18 protein-coding genes and 1 tRNA gene are annotated in these 22052 nt (G+C 52.4%); 16 read left to right on the top strand and 3 right to left on the bottom strand.

Annotated elements, in window-relative coordinates:
- Positions 1-25 precede the first annotated feature (25 nt).
- Entirely contained in the window at positions 26-1438 is a 1413-nt protein-coding gene (locus tag ADN00_RS15015; protein ID WP_075063821.1) for an L-fucose/L-arabinose isomerase family protein, read from the bottom strand.
- A gap of 63 nt (positions 1439-1501) precedes the next feature.
- The gene (locus ADN00_RS15010; RefSeq protein WP_075063820.1) at positions 1502-2494 is read right to left on the bottom strand and encodes a sugar-binding transcriptional regulator; all 993 of its coding nucleotides are present in this window, start codon (positions 2492-2494) and stop codon (positions 1502-1504) included.
- A 338-nt stretch (positions 2495-2832) separates the two neighbouring features.
- Here ADN00_RS15010 and ADN00_RS15005 point away from each other — a divergent pair, with 338 nt between their 5' ends.
- The 12 genes from ADN00_RS15005 to prfB all read left to right on the top strand — a co-directional run bounded on the left by ADN00_RS15005 (position 2833) and on the right by prfB (position 14676).
- Complete coding sequence (locus ADN00_RS15005) at positions 2833-3780, top strand: sugar-binding transcriptional regulator (protein WP_075063819.1); 948 nt, start codon at positions 2833-2835, stop codon at positions 3778-3780.
- Between the two features lie 23 nt (positions 3781-3803).
- Positions 3804-5366, top strand: coding sequence for an FGGY-family carbohydrate kinase (locus ADN00_RS15000; RefSeq protein ID WP_075063818.1), 1563 nt, complete (start codon positions 3804-3806; stop codon positions 5364-5366).
- A 24-nt stretch (positions 5367-5390) separates the two neighbouring features.
- On the top strand, positions 5391-6689 hold the full coding sequence (locus tag ADN00_RS14995) for an NAD(P)H-dependent oxidoreductase (protein ID WP_075063817.1): 1299 nt from the start codon (positions 5391-5393) through the stop codon (positions 6687-6689).
- A 67-nt stretch (positions 6690-6756) separates the two neighbouring features.
- Positions 6757-7281 (top strand): VOC family protein, encoded by a 525-nt coding sequence (locus tag ADN00_RS14990; protein WP_075063816.1) that lies wholly within the window; start codon positions 6757-6759, stop codon positions 7279-7281.
- A 7-nt stretch (positions 7282-7288) separates the two neighbouring features.
- Positions 7289-8374, top strand: coding sequence for a hypothetical protein (locus ADN00_RS14985; protein ID WP_075063815.1), 1086 nt, complete (start codon positions 7289-7291; stop codon positions 8372-8374).
- 142 nt (positions 8375-8516) lie between these two features.
- Positions 8517-8601: transfer RNA gene (locus tag ADN00_RS14980), tRNA-Leu, on the top strand.
- Positions 8602-8634: 33 nt separating this feature from the next.
- Positions 8635-10050 carry a trigger factor gene (gene tig / locus ADN00_RS14975; protein WP_075063814.1) on the top strand — a complete coding sequence of 472 codons (1416 nt, stop codon included), beginning with the start codon at positions 8635-8637 and terminating at the stop codon, positions 10048-10050.
- 50 nt (positions 10051-10100) lie between these two features.
- Positions 10101-10706, top strand: a complete 606-nt coding sequence (locus ADN00_RS14970; RefSeq protein WP_201781209.1) for an ATP-dependent Clp protease proteolytic subunit — start codon at positions 10101-10103, stop codon at positions 10704-10706.
- A gap of 75 nt (positions 10707-10781) precedes the next feature.
- A complete protein-coding gene (locus ADN00_RS14965; protein WP_075063813.1) occupies positions 10782-11576 on the top strand; it encodes an HAD-IIA family hydrolase in 795 nt (264 codons plus the stop codon).
- Between the two features lies 1 nt (position 11577).
- On the top strand, positions 11578-12657 hold the full coding sequence (gene rlmN, locus ADN00_RS14960) for a 23S rRNA (adenine(2503)-C(2))-methyltransferase RlmN (protein ID WP_075063812.1): 1080 nt from the start codon (positions 11578-11580) through the stop codon (positions 12655-12657).
- 11 nt (positions 12658-12668) lie between these two features.
- A complete protein-coding gene (ftsY, locus tag ADN00_RS14955) occupies positions 12669-13571 on the top strand; it encodes a signal recognition particle-docking protein FtsY (protein ID WP_201781208.1) in 903 nt (300 codons plus the stop codon).
- Between the two features lie 15 nt (positions 13572-13586).
- Positions 13587-14676 (top strand): peptide chain release factor 2 gene (gene prfB / locus ADN00_RS14950; RefSeq protein WP_236691523.1). Its coding sequence is split into 2 segments (ribosomal slippage): positions 13587-13652 and positions 13654-14676, totalling 1089 coding nucleotides; the frame shifts between segments, so codons are not numbered across the junction.
- Between the two features lie 55 nt (positions 14677-14731).
- On the opposite strand, the gene pfkA is transcribed toward prfB, so the two are convergent.
- Positions 14732-15703 (bottom strand): 6-phosphofructokinase, encoded by a 972-nt coding sequence (pfkA, locus tag ADN00_RS14945; RefSeq protein ID WP_075063809.1) that lies wholly within the window; start codon positions 15701-15703, stop codon positions 14732-14734.
- 185 nt (positions 15704-15888) lie between these two features.
- Between pfkA and ADN00_RS14940 the strand changes: the two genes are divergently transcribed.
- The 4 genes from ADN00_RS14940 to ADN00_RS14925 all read left to right on the top strand — a co-directional run bounded on the left by ADN00_RS14940 (position 15889) and on the right by ADN00_RS14925 (position 21895).
- Positions 15889-17982, top strand: a complete 2094-nt coding sequence (locus ADN00_RS14940; RefSeq protein ID WP_075063808.1) for an FAD-dependent oxidoreductase — start codon at positions 15889-15891, stop codon at positions 17980-17982.
- Positions 17979-19145 (top strand): NAD(P)/FAD-dependent oxidoreductase, encoded by a 1167-nt coding sequence (locus tag ADN00_RS14935; RefSeq protein ID WP_075063807.1) that lies wholly within the window; start codon positions 17979-17981, stop codon positions 19143-19145. The genes ADN00_RS14940 and ADN00_RS14935 overlap by 4 nt, the downstream gene beginning before the upstream one ends.
- A 135-nt stretch (positions 19146-19280) precedes the next feature.
- Positions 19281-21509, top strand: coding sequence for a RelA/SpoT family protein (locus tag ADN00_RS14930; protein ID WP_075063806.1), 2229 nt, complete (start codon positions 19281-19283; stop codon positions 21507-21509).
- Positions 21510-21658: 149 nt separating this feature from the next.
- Positions 21659-21895 carry a hypothetical protein gene (locus tag ADN00_RS14925; RefSeq protein ID WP_075063805.1) on the top strand — a complete coding sequence of 79 codons (237 nt, stop codon included), beginning with the start codon at positions 21659-21661 and terminating at the stop codon, positions 21893-21895.
- The last annotated feature ends 157 nt before the right edge of the window (positions 21896-22052 follow it).

Below are 22052 nucleotides of genomic sequence, written 5' to 3'. Positions count from 1 at the left end.
TAGCAGGCGTATCTAATCCAGTCCACTATCCTTTGTGATAGTAAACTTCCCATCCTAGATACGTGCCAAACGCCTCTTCCAGAACACCCGCAACGTGAGATCGGCTGATACCGACATGATGCTCAAACCCACCCTTGCAAAGGTTCTGCAGCAAGGTCTGCATATTGGGGATTTCGATGACGCCGCGGCCGCCAAAGGTCGGGAGCTCATCATCCGTAAAGCGGCCCTCGCCAAAGTAAGTGCGAATTTTTCCGTTCACATCGTCGGTGCTGACGCGCGCGTAAGTCAAAGGTCCACTTGGAATGCGGCCCGCCAGAGCGCCGTACACATTTTCATTACCCAAAGTCGTCCCCAGAACATCTGCCAGGTACATTTCCACTTTGTCGTCATAGAAAGACTTGGGGAAGTTGCCGCAGTGGAAGAGCACACACTTATTCGGGTCATCGCCGTAATTGTTGTTCCAATCCACCAGCGCGCTGGGTTTGCCAGAAGCCAGGGTCAAAGCATACATACCCAAAACGCCCGCCACATCCACTTCGCACGCGCTCGGTAATAGTTTTTCACCCATCATGCTCATCAGGCCGCAAACATTGACCCCGTAATTCTTCTGGATCGATTCCCAGCACTGTATAGCAGTGGCATCGATTTCGTTATCATTCATCCAATTCTCAATTACCAGACCCAACTTCGCCATTTTCAACAGCGAGGCAGCCGGTACTTTTTGCGTTGGGACGTAGCTCTTGATTTCATCCAGCTTGCTCACAACTTGCGAATCGGTGTCTTTCAAGCGGCTGGCATTACCGATAATCTCCGAGAGGTCAACCGTGGTAACACTGATTCCGGAGCGTTCAAACAGTTTTTCACTAAAGCGCACCGTCTTAAAGGCGTCCGGGCGCGCGCCGATCGCGCCAAGGCGGGCCTTCTTCAGGCCCTTGACCACTTTACAGACCGCCACAAATTTTTCCAGGTCCTTGCGGAAACTTTCCGACTTCGGGTGAACAGTGTGATTGGCAGTCAGCGAATATGCGTATCCATATTGGCGCAAAACGTTGCAGGCCGAGAACTTGCCACAGAAAGAATCGCGCCGGCCTTCCAGGCTCATTTTCTGCACATCATCCGGATAAGCCTGCACCAACACCGGCACATTCAAGCCAGAAATTCGCAGCGTTTCAGCAATACCAAGCTCATTTCCAAAATTGGGCAAAATGACCAGCACACCTTCGATTTTGTCAATATTCTTTTTGAACAATTCGCCACAAATTTTTGCCTCCGAGCGGGTTTCAACACCGCCCAGATTGGTTTCTTTCTCATCAATGACAATCGCCTCAATGTCCATTTCTTTGAACAGTTGCAGCAAATCATTTCTTCCTTCCGTTACAAACCGGCTGGGAAAGAAATCCCGGTTACCAACAATCAAACCCAATGTCGCTTTGGCCATTTTTTACCTCTCCTCATACAATTGATTTCTTGTTTTAAGCAACCTGTGTTGCAAAATCACACATTAATTCCTGCCACGCGCACCGTTGAAATTTCCAAACGGCTCCAGCAAGCGCCGAGCCGTAACCTGGTCAGTGATGAGAACATTGACCAGCTTTCCGCGCAGCGCCCCCAAAATGGCTTCTACCTTGTGACTACCACCGGCTACTCCAACCACCCGATCCACTTTGCATAACTGGTCTAATCCAATGCCAATTACCCGCGAATCCAACTCGGAGCGCACAGGCTGGCCAAACTTGTCAAAGAAGCGCAGCGCAATATCCCCAACCGCGCCGCACTCGAGCAGTTCCTGCAAGTCTTTTTGGGTTAAGATCGTCCCCGAGGTCAGCATCACCGATTGGTCATTTGGCGCGCCAATCCCCAGAAAAACGGTCGATAAATCTCTGAAACTGTCAAACGCTTTTTGAACATGACTGTCCGAGAGAATAATATCTTTAATCTCCTGGCGGTCCACGATTCCCGGTGAAGGCATCAATGTCAGCCGGCAGCCCAACATACGCGCCATGCGGCGGCAAATATCGGTGGCATGCACTTCCGATTCGGGTGCGCCTAAACCGCCCAATAATTGCACCACCTGCGCTTCAGGAAAGATATTTGGCTGCAGAGATGCAGCCATGTGGCTCAGCGTGGTTCCCCACGAAACACCCAGCGTTTCATCTTCACGAATGATGCGCTGAAGGTAATTGGCAGCCGCTACGCCCAGTTCACGCGAGACAGATTCAGACGATTCTGGCTCGGTTACTTCGACCACAATGGCTTCTTTCAACTGGTAGCGGGTTTCAATTTGCATTTCCAAATCTGGGTAAATTCCAGGAGGCGAAATGACCATGATTTGAACCACCCCACGATCACGAGCCGCCTGCAAGAGACGAGAGATCTTCGCGCGAGACAGCTGCAGCCTGTCGACGATCTCATTTTGGGTAAGCCCTTCTTCATAATAGAGCTTTCCAACCTTGCTCAGCAGCCGCATTTCTTCTTTGGTGGTTAGTTTCGCCATGCAAGATCCATTCGGTGGATAAAGTTGAGCGGTTAAAAAGATGGGATTACCAATAATTGGGTGCGTTAATTTCAGCAATGAACATTTAATGAAAATATTTTCATATTTGCAAAATTGTTCATAAGCATATTAACATATTGTAAAATGCATGTCAAGTACCCAAATTTCCAATAACCATACATAAACAATTGCAACCACAGATGCCGTCCTGTTTCCAAATCAACCATTCCAGCCAATATGATCACATGATCATTAATGTTCACTTGACTTGAGACTGTGGGTTTGGTATGATCTAAACAGATTTTCAATACTGAAAATATTTTCATTCACGGAAGCTTATGTACGACGAAATAGACCAGCAGCGCATCCTGTATAAAATTGCCAAGTCATATTACGAAGACGGATTGACCCAGAAGCAAATCGGCAAGCGGCTTGGTTTGTCTCGTATCAAGGTGTCTCGTATGCTTAAGCAGGCCCGAGAACAGAAGATCGTTCAAATCAGCCTGTCCGCCCCTGAAGACGGCCGCTCAGACCTGGAACACGCCATCGAGAAAAAATATGGCATCGATGAAGTCATTACCACCACTCCCCCTTCCTACAATCGTGAAGGTGTCATCCGCGCGCTGGGACCTTTGGCTGCCGAAGCGCTGGTTCGCAGCATCAAGGGAGATGAGGTCATTGGACTTACCTGGGGCAGCTCACTCCTCTCTGTGGTAGACTCGCTGCCCGCTGAACATTGGCCGGCCATCCGTGTGGTGCAGATGTTAGGTGGCATGAGCCAGCCAGACGCTGAAATCAATGGCGTAGATTTGACTCGCCGGATGGCCCAGGCCTTTGAAGCCAGGCCTATCATTCTCAGCGCGCCCGGTGTTGTCAATTCACCGGAAGTTCGCAACGCGCTGATCAATGCCCCCGCGGTTTCAAAAGCACTGAGTATGGCCGCTGCCGCGCAGATTGCCGTGGTTGGGCTGGGCGTTTTTTCCCCGGATTCAGCGGTGTTGCAAAATGAAATTTTTACCCCGCAAGAAGTCGACCGTCTGGTTGCAAAAGGCGCCATTGGAGATATTTGCCTGCAGTACTTCAATCAAAATGGCGAGCGGATCGAAGACCCCATCCACAACCGCATTATTGGTCTGGAACTACACCAGGTCAAACGCATCTCCCGGGTGATCGGTGTGGCCGGCGGCGAAGAAAAATGGATTGCCATTCGCGCCGCGCTGCGCGCGAAATTGATCAATGTTCTGGTAACCGATGACCGCACAGCCGAGATGCTGCTGCGCAATTGACGAAAACAAGAGGAGCGAACCGGATGGCTGATTTTCTGCTAGGAATCGATTTCGGCACAGGAGGCGCGAAAGCCTGCATCATCGACACACAAGGCCAGGTTTTAGGCTTTGCCTTTGAAGAATATCCTATCTACACGGACCAGCCTGGCTGGTCGGAGCACGATGCTCACCGCTATTGGGATGCTGCCTGCCGCCTGATTCGCATGGCCTTAGCCGAATCCCGGGTCAACCCCAAAGAGATCCGCGGCGTAGCCGTTTCATCCGCGCTGCCCTCAATGGTGATGGTAGATGAAAACCACCAGCCGGTCAACCGCGCCTACAATCTGATGGACCGACGCGCCCTGACCGAAGTGGAATGGATCAAAGAGAACCTCGGCGAGAATGAAGTTTTCAATCTCACAGCCAATCGCCTCGATGACCACCCTTCACTCGTCAACTTGTTATGGGAACAGCGCAACCGCCCCGATGACTTCAAGCGCATTGACAAAGCGCTGACCATTGACGGCTACGTCACCCTCAAACTGACGGGCAAAGCCACCGTCAACCTTTCAGCGGCCGCCTTTTACGGTGTGGCCTACGATATTCTAGGCCGTGGATTCAAAAAGGATTTCCTCGATAAACTGGGAATCAGCCCCGACCTGATCCCTCCCATTTACCGCTGCACAGACATTGTCGGAGAAGTAACCACCGCTGCCGCAGAACAAACCGGGTTGGCGGCTGGCACGCCCGTTGCGGCTGGTCAGGTGGATTGCAACGCGGGCTGGCTGGGCGGCGGCGCCATTGAAACGGGCGACATCCAGATGAACCTGGGCACCTGCGGTAATTTTGGCGTCATCTTCAAAGACACCGGCTTTATGTTCACCGAGATTGGCGCCTCCTCCATCAATTTCGCCTACACCGTAGATTCAGAAAACACCTACATCACCGTCCCCACCACAACCACCGGTGGGCAAACGCTGCGCTATATCCGCGACAATTACTCCCCTCTGGAAATTGAAGCCGAGCGCACAATGGGCATCAATTCCTACGATCTGCTCAACCTCGAAGCCCAAAAAGTGCCGGTCGGCTCTGAAGGGTTGCTCTTTTTACCTTTCTTAATGGGCGAGCGCACGCCCATTTGGGATGTGTATGCCCGCGGCGTGGTCTTCGGTCTCTCGCTGAACCATCACAAAGGCCACCTCATTCGCGCTGCGATGGAAGGCGTCGCATACGCGCTGTACGATTCCTTCCAGTTGATCAAAGACGCAGGCATCCCCATCCGATATCCCCTGGTATTGAATGAAGGTGGCGCCAAGAGCCAGTTGTGGCGCCGCATCATCACCGATGTTTTCAATATAGAAACTGTTCTCACCCACCGCCGCACCGGTGCTCCCTTTGGAGATGCCATCCTGGCAGGTGTCTCAACCGGGGTGTTTACAGATTTCACCATCGCGCGCGATTGGGCTGAGTATATCGATCCGTTGGAACCCATCGCCGCCAACCACGAGCGCTATATGCAATATTTTGGCCTCTTCAAAAATGTTTACAACAACATCAAACCCAACTTCAGAGAATTGGCAAATCTTCGCAAACTCTCGAAGGAATAAATTTTTAATCATGGAGTCATTCCAATGGAACTATATCAACATTTATTAAAACTCCAGAACGCTGGAAAATTGATTCGCGTTGGGCTTGTCGGCTGTGGCCAGATGGGCTCTGGCATGGTCCACATCACCCGCAAAATGCCTGGCATGGAAACCGTCGCAATCGCCGACGTGAACCCCGAACGGCCCATTGAGACATTTATCTCTATTGGCATCCCGCGCTCTGAAATCGTGGTTACGTCCAATTACGCCGTCGCCTCCGATGCCCTCAGCAAAGGCAAATATCTGGTAACCGAAGACGCATTACTGCTCACTCGCCTGGACAACATCGACGCGGTTGTGGAAGCCACTGGCATCACCGAAATTGGCGCGCAAGTTGCCTGGAACTGCATCCTCAATAAAAAGAACATCACCATGTTAAATGTGGAGACCGATGTTACCGTGGGCGTTTTCCTCAGCCGCATGGCCCGGAAAACCGGCTGCGTCTACACCGTTGCCGCCGGCGACGAGCCAGCCGTTTGTAAAATGCTCTACGACTTTTCTTCCAGTATGGGTTTCGAAGTTGTTTGCCTGGGCAAGGGAAAGAATAACGTTATCAATTACGAAGCCAGCCCTGATTCCTGCCGCGCCGAAGCTGAAAGCAAAAACATGAACCCCAAAATGCTGGCGTCTTTCAAGGACGGCACAAAAACAATGGTCGAGATGGCCGCTGTCTCCAACGCCACAGGGCTGGTTCCCGATATTCCCGGTATGCATGGTCCCAAAGTGGACCTGCCCGATCTGACAAAGCACTTTATCCCGCAAAAAGACGGCGGCGTGCTCTCCAAGAGCGGCTGCGTAGATTACTCCACCGGTAACATCGCCCCCGGCGTTTTCGCCATTGTCACCACCGATGACCCGCGCATTCACGCTGACCTGCGCTTTGTCTCGATGGGCAACGGCCCATATTATCTCTTCCTGCGTCCCTTCCATCTCTGCAACATCGAAACGCCATTAGCTGTGGCCGAAGCCGCCATCTACGGTGAAACCACCGTGGTAGCCAAAGACATGGTATCAGAGGTTGTTTCGGTTGCCAAACGTGATCTCAAAGCCGGTGAAGTCATCGGCGGCATTGGCAGCGCGGATATCTTCAACCGCATTTACACCTACAAAGACGCCCGTGCCATGAAAGCCATCCCAATGGGCATCGCTCCGGGTGCGACCATTCTCAAAGACATTCCCCAAGGCACACCGCTCACCGAAGACGCCGTTGCCCCCGACACCTCCAAATTTGTCTACCAGCTGCGAAAAATGCAGGACGAAATGCTTCACCAATCTGCGGTCTGATTCCGCGCTCATGCTAGAATTTTTTATGGGATGAGGGCAGGATTCCTTCATCCCTCAGGAGGTTTCGATGATCCCGCAACCAAAGTTGCCTTTACCGTTTTTGAAAAATGGCATTGCCCAGGTGGCATTGATCGTTTCCAACCTGGAAGAGACGGTTGATAATTATTCAAAATTGTTCGGAATCAATGAATGGCATTTTTACACTTACGGACCGCCGCTGGTCAAAAAAATGACTTACCACGGCCAGCCTGTCGAGCATCGTTTCCGCGTTGCCCTGGGTTATTTTGGTCCTATGCGCGTTGAATTGATTGAGGCCAAAGAAGGCCAGACAATATACCAGGATTTCATTGACCAGCACGGCTACGGCGTGCATCACTTTGGTGTGCTGGTTGAAGATATGCAAACCGCCCTCTCCCAGGCCGCCGAAGCCGGTCTGGAAATGATTCAAGACGGCTCCGGTTTTGGGCTGGACGGCGATGGGCATTACGCCTATCTGAACACCGAAAACGCCATCGGTGTCACCATTGAACTGATCGAGCGCCCCAAACACCGCAACCCACCAGAAAAGGTCTACCCTGCCTCAGGAGAATAATTCTGCCATGAGAACGCAAACCCCATCTGGCATCAATTTGCACACTGTCAAACAGCGCCTGCAAGAAGCCGGCCTTCCATTTTCGCAGCTGACCCTCCAAGACGGACTTTCTATTATTTTGTGGCAGCGCGGTGGCCGCATTTTTGGCCCCTTTATAGATGAAGATACGCCCTCCATCGGCTGGATGAGCCAGGCCTTTAACGATCCACGGCAATTTCAAGCGTTAATCGAACGCGGAGAATGGAATGTTGGCGGCACCCGCGCCTGGATTTCCCCCGAGCTGCAGTTTCACATCAGCAACCGGTTTGATTTCGACGGCTCTTATTCGCTCCCAGCCGCTCTGGACCCGGGGAATTACTCGCTGGAGCAAGTTTCCTCCACGGAATTTCGGCTGTCGCAACGCATTCAAATGGATACACGCATACTGGCGACGGGCACAAAACGGCTCTATCTGGAACAAAAAATCCGCATCGCCGCAGACCCGCTTCGCAAGCTGCCCATTTACCCGGAACTGAAACCAGCCTACCGCTTCGGTGGCTTTGAACAGGCCTTCACTCTGGTGGACGAAGACCCTAATCCCATCTACAGTGCCGTGTGGACCCTCATGCAGCTTCAACCCGGCGGCGACCTGCTCATCCCAACCAGCATTCCCGAAATGGTTGAGTTCTACCGCAACCCAGTCGCCGAACCGTATCTGTACAACCATCCCGGTTACGCCCAGGTCAAGCTGACCGGCAGCCATCAGTTCAAGCTGGCCTACTACGCCGCCGGGTTGACCGGTCGTTTAGGCTATATCATCCACACCAGCCCGCAGTCATCGACCCTGATTGTCCGTAATTATTTTAACAATCCTTCCGCGGAATACGCGGAAGAACCGCCCACCCGCCCCGGAATCAACGGCCAATCCGTCTATGTCTACAACGATGACGGCGCGTTGGGCGGCTTTGGCGAATTGGAATGCCAGGGACAAAGTGTGGGAGGGCCTAACGGGCTGCGAAGCGTGAGCGAGCAAATGCAAATCTGGTATTACACCGGCCAGCGCGAGACCATTGGCCGCATTACCCAGATTCTCCTGGGAATTCCCATTTTGTAACAATCTCAATATAAAACGTTTTTTTCAGCCCGGAGCAAATCCTCTCCGGGCTGATTCAAACTATGAACAAGTGAGTACAATTGATAGACGCCTGTTTCACTTCTTGGTATAATACCCTTTGCTTATAAATATGCCGCTGAACGGGGAAGTGCTGGAATTGGCAGACAGGCATGACTTAGGATCATGTGCCGACAGGCGTGAGGGTTCGAGCCCCTCCTTCCCTACCAACAGCGATAAAAAATTTAAGACGAGGATAGAGCGTGAAAATCGAAAAAGAATTTCGTGATGACCAGCAAGTTCTGCTTACCGCCGAACTGGACAGTGAAGTCCTGGAGCAATTTAAGCGCCGGGCTGCCCGCAATATTTCCAAGCAAGCCAAAATCTCTGGCTTTCGCCCTGGAAAAGCCCCCTACGAAGTGGTTCTGCGCCTTTACGGTGAGCAGGCTATCGAGCAAGAGGCCATTGAACTGATTGTTGAGGAATACTACCCGCGCTTCCTGGACGAAGCCGCGCTGGAACCTTCTGCCCCCGGCACTTTGCAAGAGATCGTCAGCATCAATCCTCCGAAATTTAATTTTCTGATCCCCCTCAAACCCAGTGTGGAGCTGTGCGATTACCGTTCTATTCGCAAAGAATACAATTTGGAAGCTGTAACCGATGATGATGTTAACAAAGTCATCGAAAACCTGCGTCAGAACTACGCCGAATCGGAACCAGTTGACCGCCCGGCGCAGGAAGGCGACTTGGTGTTTGTGAAAATCACCGGTAAGCTGGTGGATGCCGCCGAAGATGAAGCTCCTGTCTTCAATGAAACCCCGGCCGAACTGATTGTGGGCGGTAATGAAACGCGCCCGGATAATTGGCCATATGACGGCTTCACGAAAGAATTGGTGGGGATGGCAGAAGGGCAAGAAAAAGTTGTTCACTACACCTACCCCGAAGACTTCGCCTCCGATCGTTTGAAGGGCAAAGCCATCGACTTCACCATTCAGGTTCAGAGCGTTAAAGTCCTTAACCTGCCCGAAGTCAACGAAGAATTCGTCAAGAACCTTGGCGAATTTGACTCGGTGGACGCGCTGAAAACTGAGATTCGCACGCAAATGGAAGCAGACCGCCAGCAGCAGTACGACCAGGATTTTATGGCAGACCTGCTTGATCAGACCATCGTCAAGAACTCCACAGTCAAATACCCTCCGCAGCTCCTTGATCATGAAATCGAGCACGTCCTCGAATCGATCAAACAAGATTTAGCGCAAAATAATCTGGACCTGGATACATACTTAAAGATCCGCCAGTCTGACAAAGAAAAATTCATTGAAGAAGAAGTCAAACCCGCTGCCCGCTTGCGTCTCGAGCGTTCCTTAGTGCTTGAACAAATTGCCGAGCAGGAAAAAGTGGAGCTTGACCCCGACGAAGTCAAGACCGCCGTGGCTCGCACTCTGTTTGAAATGCAGTCCATGCCCGATTATAGCAAATATAAAAAAGGCAAAGCATTCCAAGACCTGGCCAGCGCCGTCACGATGGATACCGCTAACCGTATGTATAACCGCCAAATTCTCAACCGCCTAAAGGATATTGCCACTGGCAAAGCCGATCAGGAAGTTGAGTCCTCTACCGTTGAACAACCCGAAACGCCCGCTGCTGGCGAAGAAAACCAGGAACCCGCGGCAGAATAAAACGCTGCCGCGAAATGTGGCAAATTCGGGTCTTAACAAGGAAGGCAGAAATGTCACTGAACAATTTTAACTCCGTCATCCCGATGGTCATTGAAACGTCCGGCCGTGGGGAACGCGCCTACGATATTTATTCGTTGCTGCTGAAGGAACGCATCATTTTCTTGGGCACGCCCATTGATGACCAGGTTGCGAACCTGATCGTTGCCCAACTTCTCTTCTTAAGCCGCGAAGACCCGGACAAAGAGATTCAAATGTACATCAACTCGCCTGGCGGCCAAATTTACGCCGGCCTCGCCATCTACGACACCATGCAGATGATTCCCAACAAAATCAGCACCGTGGCCGTGGGCGTAACCGCTTCGTTTGGCACTGTTTTATTGGCCGCTGGCACCAAAGGACAGCGGTACGCGCTGCCACATGCCACCATTCACATGCACCAACCTCTGGGCGGCGCGCAGGGTCAGGCCTCAGACATTGAGATTCAGGCCCGCGAAATCCTGCGCCTCAAAGCGCGCCTCAACAACATTCTCAGCCAGGCGACCGGCCAGACAATGGAAGTGATCGAACGCGACACTGAACGCGATTTCTATCTGGACGCGGACGCGGCTGTGAAATATGGCCTGGTCGATCAGGTCTTGACGCCGCCTGAAAAATAATTTTTCAGGAAACGAACGCATGCTTTCCAGGCCGGATGGATCCTTTTCTATCCGGCCTGACTTGTAAAGGGAATTATGCCAACCTTCACTCCTCCTATTAAAGGGATCATATTCGACATGGACGGCGTGCTTTGGCGCGAGGACACCCCTCTTGCCGATTTACCTGCCCTGTTCAAAAGATTGGATCAGCACGGCATCCGTTATGCCTTTGCCACCAACAACGCCACCCGATCGGTTGAGATGTACATTCAAAAATTTCTCACCTTCGGTGTGCAGGTGGAACCACAGCAAATCATTACCTCGGCGATGGCCACCGCCTATTTGCTGAAAAAACATTTTCCCTCTGGGGGTCCGGTGTACGTTGCTGGAGAAAAAGGCCTGATCAATACCCTCGCAGAGGCGGGCTTTCATCACAATGAAGAAAATGTGTTGGCCGTGGTGGCCGGTTTGGACCGCTCTCTGAATTATGAAAAACTATCCAAAGCCACCTTGCTGATTAATAACGGCGCGATGTTTGTCGGCACCAACCCCGACCCATCCTATCCAACGCCTCTTGGCTTGCAACCCGGCGCGGGCGCGATGATCGGATTTATCTCCATCGCCACCGGCGTCACCCCTCAATATGCAGGCAAACCCGCCCCCGTAATGGTAAACATGGCGCTGGAACACCTCAAACTTACCCCGCAAGAAGTTTTAGTGGTTGGCGACCGGCTGGACACCGATATTCTCACCGGCCAAAACGCCGGCTGCCGCACCGGTTTGGTGCTCAGCGGCGTAACCAGCCGGCAAGACCTGGAAACCTGGCCGCAGGCTCCCGACCTGGTCTGTGATCATGTGTCAGAGTTAATCGCAACCCTGTTGGAAGACTGAAGTGGAAACCAACCGTAAGCTCCTGATTTACGACCTTTCGCTTGAAGAGCTCGCAGAACTCCTCCAAGCTTGGGGAGAGCCGAAGTTTCGCGCCGCTCAAATCTGGAACGGCCTATACCAGCAGCTCTGGTCTTCCTGGGACGAGTTTACCAACCTTCCTCTGGGCTTACGCCAAAAGCTGCAGGCCAATTTGAGCATCCAATCGCTCACGCCCGACCGCGTGCTTCGCTCCAGTGACGGAGAAACCGTCAAAACACTCTTCAAACTGGAAGACCAGCTGGCCATTGAAGCCGTCCTCATGCATTATGACGAGCGCCGTACCTTGTGTATATCCACGCAAGCTGGCTGCGCGATGGGCTGCGTCTTTTGTGCCACCGGGCAAATGGGCTTCAAGCGCAATCTCTCTTCCGGCGAAATTATTGAACAGGTGCTTTATTATGCCCGCGAGCTACAAAAAATGGGCGAGAAGGTCACCAACATCGTCTATATGGGCATGGGCGAACCGTTTCACAATTACCAGGCGACAATGGATTCCATTGACCGCCTGAACCACCCCCAGGGCATGAATCTGGGAGAGCGCCGCTTCACCATTTCAACGGTCGGGTTGGTGAGCAAAATCAGGCGTTTTGCGGATGAAAAACGCCAGATCAATCTGGCCATCAGCCTGCATGCCGCCGACAACCCCACCCGCTCTGCCTTGTTGCCGGTGAACCGCCGTTGGCCCATTGAAACATTAATGGATGCTGTGCGCTATTACATTGAGCAGACCCACCGCCGGGTTACATTTGAATGGGCATTAATCGAAAACCAGACAGACACCCCCGAACAGGCGCGCCAATTGGCCGCCCTGCTCAAAGGCACGCTCTGTCATGTCAACGCCATTCCACTCAACCCAACGCGACAGTTCACCGGGCAGGCGGCTGGCCGTGAAAGAGCCGAAACATTCCGCGCCATCCTCGAAAAAGCCGGGGTCCCCTGCACTATTCGCATGCGCCGCGGTATTGATATCCAGGCTGGCTGCGGGCAGCTGGCGACAGAATCGCTGAATAATCCGTCCTCCAATGTTATAATTTCAGACTGACCAGGGTGCTTATGTTTAATAAATGGCTGACCGGCTTAGACCGAACAAGAAAAGTTGCTTTTGGGCGCATCAGCGCCTTTTTGGGCGTATCAGAAATTAATCAAAACACATGGGATGACCTGGAAGCGCTTCTGGTTCAGGCCGACCTGGGTATTGAAACATCCACCGATGTGATTCGCGCTTTGAAACAAGTGGTCGTGGAAAATGGCCTTACGCGCTCCGAAGAGTTAAGCCAGGTATTAAAACAAGAGCTTCTCAACCGCCTGCTACCCATTCCCGAACCGGTTCTTCCCGACCAAAAACCGCTTGTGATTCTGATGGTTGGCGTCAATGGATCGGGGAAAACCACCACAGCGGCCAAGCTGGGAAAACAATTTGCCAATCAAGGCAAGAAAGTGCTGCTGGCCGCCGCCGACACCTACCGCGCCGCGGCTGTCGACCAGTTGCAGGTGTGGGGCGAGCGGCTCAATTTACCGGTGGTGGCAGGCCAACCTGGCGGAGACCCCGGCGCGGTGGCCTTTGATGCTATTCAATCTGCGGCTGCCCGCGGCTTTGATTATGTGATCGTTGATACCGCTGGCAGGCTTCACACCCGCTATAACCTGATGGAAGAGTTGAAAAAAGTCTATCGCGTATCCGGCAAGGCCCTCTCCGGCGCGCCCCACGCGGTTTGGCTGGTTTTAGATGCGACCACCGGCCAAAACGCCTTACAGCAAGCCAAAGCCTTCAAGGAAGCTGTACAGGTGACTGGCATCATTCTATCCAAACTGGATTCTTCGGCCCGCGGTGGGATGGCATTTGCCATTCAAAAAACACTGGGGCTGCCCATCCTTTACGCTGGCCTGGGCGAAAAACCCGAAGACCTGGAACACTTTGACCGCGAAGCCTTTGTCAATGGTATTTTCCACAATTAATAAGGAGTTACTCAAATGCAAGACCTTGTAGAACGCATTAAAGTGTGTGATACAAACATCCTATCTTTAATGGTGCATCTTTGACTTACCCAAAAAGAAATCTGAATTAGCAGGCCTGCAAGCCAGGTCTGAGGATCCCGATTTGTGGAATTCCCCCGATGAAGCGCAAAAGGTGATGAAAAAGATCGCCGAGCTGCGCGAAGAAATCGAATCGTGGGAAGGACTTCACCGCCGCATCCGCGATTCCCTTGAATTGGCGGAAATGGAAGATGAATCCCTGCGCGTGGAGTTGGAAGCGGAAACACTAATTTTTGAAAAGGAAATTGAAAAGCGCGAGTTAGACACGCTTCTATCTGGCCGTCACGATAAAGGCAACGCCATTCTGGCCATTCACGCTGGAGCGGGTGGAACCGACTCGCAAGATTGGGCCGGTATGCTGGAACGCATGTATCTGCGCTGGGCAGAGAAACACAACTTCCAAACCGAAACCCTCGACTACACAGAAGGGGAAGAAGCCGGACTGAAATCGGCGACCATCGCAATCAATGGCCGGTTCGCGTATGGTTACCTGCGCGCTGAGAAAGGCGTTCACCGGCTCGTCAGGCTGTCGCCCTTTGACTCCGCTCACCGCCGTCACACCTCTTTCGCTCAGGTGGAAGTCCTCCCAGAAGTGACCGATGACGACGATGCGATCCAGATTGACCCAAACGACCTGCGCATCGATATTTACCGTTCATCGGGCGCCGGCGGCCAAAACGTGCAGAAAAACGCCACCGCCGTCCGCATCACCCACATTCCCAGCGGTCTTGTCGTCTCCTGCCAGAATGAGCGTTCTCAACTGCAGAACCGCGAAAACGCCATGCGCGTGCTGCGCTCGCGCCTGCTGGAAAAACATCGCGAAGAGCAGGAAAAACAAATGGCTGAACTGCGCGGCGAGTATCAGAAAGCCGAATGGGGCAGCCAGATCCGTTCGTATGTGCTCCACCCCTACCAGATGGTCAAAGACCACCGCACCAACTTTGAGATGGGCAATTCCCAAGCGGTGCTGGATGGAGACCTGGACGGCTTCATTGAAGCCTATTTACGAATGAGCAGAAATAAATAACAAAAAAAGCCACGGCGCATAAAAGTCCGTGGCTTTTTTGATGTTCGCACACTGCTTAGCGATCCAATACTTTTGCCAATTCATACAATTTCATATCCAGCGGCTTTTTCTTGGCTACCACCTCTTCCAGAGGCGTCGCAGTCGCTTCGTTCTTTATCCATCCCATCAGAACGCCGTACTCTCCTTTTTCAATCTGGTCAATGGCTGCTGCGCCCAAGCGCGTGGCCAGAATACGATCAAACGCGCCGGGATTCCCCCCGCGCTGTACATGCCCCAATTGAGTGGCGCGCAGTAAGAACCCCAGGCGTTCTTGATGTTCCTCACAGTAAGCTGCCAACCGGTTGGCGTTGTATTTCGCGCCCTCAGCAACCACAATGATCGCGTGAGCCTTGCCGGCTTCATACGCCCTCCAGATGGCCTGCACCACCTCTTCTGGTTCGGTTTCAACTTCAGGGATCACTACCATCTCTGCCCCGCCCGCAATCGCAGACATCAGTGCCAGGTAACCGCAATCGCGCCCCATTACTTCCAGCAAAAATGCGCGCTGGTGAGAAGACGCTGTCGTCTTCAGGCGGTCAATCGCCTCCAGAGCAATATTGAGGGCCGTATCCACCCCAATGGTAATATCAGACCCGAATAAGTCATTGTCAATCGTCGAGGCAACGCCAACCACCGGGAAGTCATTCAAGCGCAGCGCGTTCGCGCCAGTTTGAGAACCATTGCCGCCAATCACAACCAGGGCTTCAATCCCCAATTGATTCATGGAGCGGATGGCTTGAATCTGTCCCTCTTTTGTTTTGAATTCCAAACAGCGCGCGCTGCCCAAAACCGTGCCGCCTCGCTGCATAATTCCACCCACATCGCGCACGCCTAACTGGGATATTCGACCTTCAATCAGCCCTTTATATCCCAGGCGCACCCCATACATCTCCCAGCCCTTTGCGATACCAGCGCGTACTACCGCCCTGATAGCCGCATTCATGCCCGGCGCGTCCCCTCCACTGGTCAAGACTGCTACCCGTTTCATATCGCCTCCTGAAAAAAGATCAAATAATAATCACTTAATGTTTAATTCTATCATGAAGTCATTTTTGCGGGTTTCAATATGACAATCATTTAGCGGAAATGGGTTATATTGCAATAGGAGACCCCGATCCACTTTTGCTACAATTCAAAACAAAACTCGATAAGAAGCAGTATCACTGAAAAAGAATGGCAAACAACCGATTAACTCAACATCCCATTTTGTCCATCCCACCAAGCCCAGAAACACTGACCTTTTATTGGCAGGGACAACCGCTGACAGCTCTCCCTGGCGAAACAATCTCCGCTGCGCTGATCGCCCACGGCATCCACATTTTTGGTCATCACCCAAAAGACCATAGCCCGCTGGGGATTTTTTGCGCCAACGGTCAATGCTCGCAGTGCCTGGTATTGGCCAACGGACGCCCAGTGAAATCTTGCATGGAACTGGTTCAGCCCGGCATGGATGTAAACCCCGTCGACGGGCTGCCCGATCTTCCCCCGGCCGGCGCGCCATCAGGCTTCACCTCTCCGCCCCAATCCAAAAAAATCACAGTGCTGATCATTGGCGGCGGCCCCGCCGGGCTTTCGGCTGCGATGGAATTGGGCAGCCTGGGCGTAGACGTGCTGCTGGTGGATGACAAACAGAAATTGGGCGGCAAGCTTGTCCTGCAAACCCACCGTTTCTTCGGCTCTACCCGTGCTGTTTATGCCGGGCGGCGCGGAATTGACATCGCCCAGCGCCTTGAGAAGAAATTACGCGCCCATCCATCCGTAGAAATTTGGACCCAATCAACCGCTGTCGGCGTGTTTTCGGATCAAAAAGTGGGCGTGCTCAAAGAGAATAACCAGTACGTTCTCATTGAACCCCAGGTGCTCCTGGTCGCATCCGGTGCCCGTGAAAAGTTCCTGGCCTTCCAGAACAACACCTTGCCCGGCGTTTATGGAGCCGGAGCTTTTCAGACCCTTGTCAACCGCGATTTGGTTAAACCCGCTCAGAGACTGTTTATCGTCGGCGGCGGCAACGTTGGCCTCATCGCTGGTTACCATGCCCTTCAGGCCGGGATCGAAGTTGTGGGTCTGGTAGAAGCCGCCAGCCAATGCGGCGGTTATAAAGTTCACCTTGACAAGCTGCACCGCTTTGGCGTGCCTATTTACACCTCGCACACCATTCTGAGCGCCAACGGAAGGGATCATGTGGAATCGATCACCATCGCCGCGGTAGACGCTCAATTCCACCCCCTCGCCGGGACGGAAAAAACATTTGCCTGCGACAGCGTTCTCATTGCCGTGGGGCTGGATCCGGTAAATGAGTTTTATCACAAAGCCGTTGAATACGGCCTGAAAGCGTTTGCCGCTGGCGACGCTGAAGAAATAGCCGAAGCATCGGCTGCCATATTTTCCGGCAAAATCCGCGGATTGGAAATCGCCCGCTGGTTGAACAAAACCAGTCAGCCCGTGCCAGAAGAGTGGTCAGAAATGAGCCAGATTCTCAAATCACGGCCCGGAAAAGTGGTTCCTGAAGCGCAAATAAACTCCATCAAAGGCGTGTTCCCGGTCATCCACTGCACACAAGAGATTCCCTGCAACCCCTGCTCAGCGGTCTGCCCGCATAAATTAATCCGCATCCCCGAAAGCAATATCCGCGCCATTCCCGAATACATTGGGGATGAGCAGAGCTGCGAGGCTTGCGAGCGCTGCGTGGCGGGCTGCCCGGGTTTGGCAATCACACTCGTGGATGGGCGGCAGAATGCTGAACTACCCTTTGTTTCCATTCCTTTTGAATTCAATCCGCAAGGGTACCAGCCGGGAGATTGGATATCCGTATTAGACACCAACGGCCACCCGCTTGGCAGCTTCCAAATCCAGGATATTCACCCCATTCCCTCATCAGACCGCACCATGATACTGAGGGTTCAGGCGCCCGCGGCTATCGCTACGCAAATTGCGGGTTTTCAGGCGCAAACACCGTCTCAGCCGCTAGCAGATACCATACAACCGCCTCTGGAAGACAACACCATCATTTGTTGCTGCGAGCGCGTTACTGCCGGTGAGATCCGCGCGCTGATCCGTTCGGGCTGCCGCGACATGAACCAGATTAAAGCCGTTACACGGGCCGGCATGGGCGCTTGCGGCGGAAAAACGTGCCCCAGCCTTATTATGCGGCTTTTCAAAGAAGAAGGCATCCCTGCCGCTGAAGTCATCCCCCTGGTTCAGCGCCCATTGTTCATTGAAGCCCCCCTGGGCTTATTTGATGGCGATCCAAACAGGTTAACCGAATGAACCCATCTCACACGACCACACACGACATCATCATCATTGGTGCAGGTTCTGTTGGACTACCTGCCGCTTTTTACGCTTCCAAAGCCGGTTACCACGTTCTGGTCATTGACCAGGAAGCCTCCGTTGGCCAGCAATCGAATAAAAAGGCCATCGGCGGTATTCGCGCCACGCACTCCGATCCCGCAAAAATTCGCCTGTGCCAGCGTTCGCTGGAAATCTTCTCCACCTGGCAGTCTGTTTACGGCGATTCAATCGAATGGGCGCAAGGAGGCTATTGTTTTGTTGCCTACCGCTCCGAAGAAGAAAACACCCTCAAGCAACTTTTGGAAAAACAAAAGCAATACCAGTTAAACATCGATTGGCTGCCCGCAAGAGAACTACTGGAAGTCGTGCCAGACTTAAACCCAGCTGGTCTGCACGGTGGAACGTATTCACCCAAAGATGGCTCTGCCTCTCCCCTCAAAATGGCAGCCGCTTTTTATGATCACAGCGCGCGTCAGGGAGTTCAATTTCGTTTCTCTGAGCGCGTATTGGAAATTACGCAGGTCAGCGGCCGCGTTACTGGCGTGCGCACGGATAAGGGTAACTATGCCGCGCCAATCGTCATCAACGCTGCAGGGGCCCAAGCCCGACAAATAGCCGCCCTTGTTGGCGAAGATCTGCCAATTTTTCCTGATTCCCACGAAGCAGCCGTTACAGAGCCAGTCGCGCCGTTTCTAAAGCCTATGATTGTGGACATCCGCCCCATGCCCGGTTCCAGCAATTTCTATTTTTACCAGCATGTTACCGGCCAGCTTTTATTCTGCCTAACCCCCTCTCCGCAGATTTGGGGAACCGACAGCCGCGAAACTAGCTCATTTCTGCCCCAGGTTGCTTCGCGTATGATTCAAGTGATGCCGCGCCTTAAACACATCCGCGTGCGGCGCACCTGGCGCGGCCTTTACCCCATGACGCCCGACGGCTTTCCCATTGTCGGCTGGAGCCGCAACACAGAAGGATTCTTACACCTCGCTGGGATGTGCGGTCAGGGCTTTATGCTCGGCCCCGCCTTGGGAGAATTAACCACACGCATTCTCACACAGCAGCTCAGCCCGGATGACCAGGAAACGCTTTCGTACATGGAGCCAATCCGCGCGTTCACCAGCCAGGAGGTCTTGCAATAATCCGCGAGAAAACCCCGCACGATACAGCAAGACCAAGTATTTCTGAACTTCAATTTCCTTGTTCGATGACTTGCCCCACTGAAAAGTGGGGTTTATACTTATTCAACAACTTCAGAAGGATATCTTTGCTGCCTTATGAAAATCGAAACCTTGCTTGAATCACTGCCAGAAAAATACACAGCAGTAGATCGCGAGTTAATCAACCGGGCTTACAAATTTGCCGAGGTGGCTCATGCCGGTCAAAAACGCGCATCTGGCGAGCCGTATATTACCCATTGTGTTGCAGTTGCCGCGATTTTGGTAGAGCTATCGGTACCCCCCTCAGTGATCGTAGCCGCCCTGTTACATGACACCGTGGAAGACACACAAATAACCCTCGATACCATCAAACAAGAATTTGGCGACGAGGTGGCCAGCCTGGTCGACGGCGTCACGAAGCTGACAAACCTACCCAATGTTACCCGCGGCGATCAAATAACCCGGGAAAATGGCCGCATCCTGGACGAAGATGAAGAAGACGAGAATGAAGATTACCCCGAAACCGGGATGCGCTCATCCCGTCGCAAAGACTTGCGCAACGAAACGCTGCGCAAAACCTTCGTGGCAATGGGAGATGATATTCGGGTTGTCATCATCAAACTGGCTGACCGCCTTCACAACTTACGAACCCTCAGCTACATGCCCGAGGCCAAGCGCCGCCGGGTCGCTCAGGAAACCCTCGATATCTTCGCGCCCCTTGCTAACCGGCTGGGTATCTGGCGCATCAAATGGGAGCTGGAGGATTTATCCTTCCGTTATGTCAACCCCGATAAGTACAAAGAAATTGCGGAAAAACTCTCAGAACGGCGCACATCTCGCGAAGACACTGTCAAAGATATCATCAACAACATTAAAGCCTTGATGGATCAATCGAATATCGCCTGCGAGATTAGCGGCCGGCCCAAACACATCTATTCCATTTACAAGAAAATGCAGGACCGCGGCAAGCCCTTTGAGGCCCTCATGGACCTTCGCGCGGTACGCATTATCGTATCCGATATCCCTTCCTGCTATGCCGCCCTGGGCTTGATTCACACCCACTGGCGGCCAATTCCCCAGGAGTTTGATGACTACATCGCCGCGCCGAAGGATAATTTTTACCAGTCCTTGCACACGGCTGTCATCTACAATGACGGACGGCCACTCGAAGTGCAAATCCGCACCACAGAAATGCACCAAAACGCGGAATTTGGTATTGCCGCGCACTGGCGATATAAAGAAAAAATCAAGACGGATCGTTCTTACGAACAGCGGGTAACCTGGATTCGCAAATTAATGGAGTGGCGCCAGGAAGTGGAAGACGCCCAGGAATTTGTGGATGGAATGAAGTCGGATGTCTTTGAAGATCGTGTCTACATCTTCACCCCCCGCGGCGATATCATTGACCTGCCCTCCGGTTCCACTCCCATCGATTTTGCGTATCACGTCCACACCGAAATCGGCCACCGCTGCCGCGGCGCAAAAATCAATGGCAAGCTGGTTAACCTGGAATACGCCCTTAAAACCGGCGACCAGGTGGAAATTTTAACCGCCAAGCAGGGCGGTCCCAGCCGCGATTGGTTAAATTCCAATCTGGGGCTGGTCAAAACGCAACGCGCACGATCCAAAATTCGCGCCTGGTTCAAGAAACAAGACCGCGATCAGAATATCGCCCACGGCAAGTTGATCCTGGAGAAAGAATTGCACCGCCTGGGCATTCCTGATGTTGATTTTGATAAACTAACCACCTCCTTTGAATATAAGTCCGAAGATGACCTGTATGCCGCGCTGGGGTGCGGTGATCTTTCGCTGAAAAAAATCATCAACGTGATCAGCGAGGTGGACAAAGACAAAGACGCCTTACTTGAAGCCAATATTACCCCCTCAACCAGGCCAGACTCGAATGCCGTTACCGTTGTTGGACTTAAAGGGATTTTAACGACCACCGCGCGTTGCTGTAACCCCGCGCCCGGTGACGATATTGTGGGCTACATCACGCGCGGGCGGGGCGCGACGGTGCATCGGCGGGACTGCCCCAACATCATGCGCCTCTCTGAGCATGATAAAGAGAGAATTGTTCAGGTCTCTTGGGGTCAGCCCAAAAAGACATTTTCTGTCGCCGTAGAAATCCGCGCCTATGACCGCCAGGGGTTAATGGGGGATATTTACAACGTGATCAGCAATGAAGGGGTTAACATTTCAGACATCAACCTGAAAGTAACTCACAACATGGGTACATTTCGTCTAGTCTTGGAAATTGGCGATATCAGCCAATTGAGTAAAGTGCTTTCGCGAATTGAAAATTTGCCCAATGTATTAGAAGCACATCGCTTGAAACCTGGTTAATCAGTGATATAATAGCGTTTCGATTTCCAGGAGACCAGTTCTTCATTGACAATTGGCTCTGGAATGCTTATTCTATGGTCATCATTTTTTGCATTATTGCTCTGAATAAATAATAACTTCAGGGTGAAATTATTTCGCAGGAGGAAATTATGCCCCGTATTCGTTGTCATTATGATGATTGCGCTTTCTTAGATGAAGGCTACTGCAGCGCGGCTGCGGTAGAAATCGATCCTGACAACGGCTGTATCACCTATACACCCAATGACGAACCTCTGACCGAAGATGAGTGGGAAGAAGAAGAGGAAGAATTGGATGAATGGGAAGATCTCGACCTCGACGAAGAAGATGAGGAAGAAGACGCCGACGAAACCTGGTCCGAAGACTAAAACATCGACGCCTGAAAGTATTTCCACCGCGGGGCTGTCCAAAAAGTAGAGGACAGCCCCTTTACATTTTTAAAAAGCAATGATTCAATAAAGGAATGAGAAGAAAACAAGCCCACCCCGTGTTTAAGCCCTATGTAATGAACCAGGTAGCGCTGCT

The sequence above is a fragment of the Ornatilinea apprima genome (assembly GCF_001306115.1).
Lineage (GTDB): Bacteria > Chloroflexota > Anaerolineae > Anaerolineales > Anaerolineaceae > Ornatilinea > Ornatilinea apprima.
Note: the sequence above shows the minus strand (reverse complement) of the source record. Positions and strands in the feature narration are given on the sequence as shown.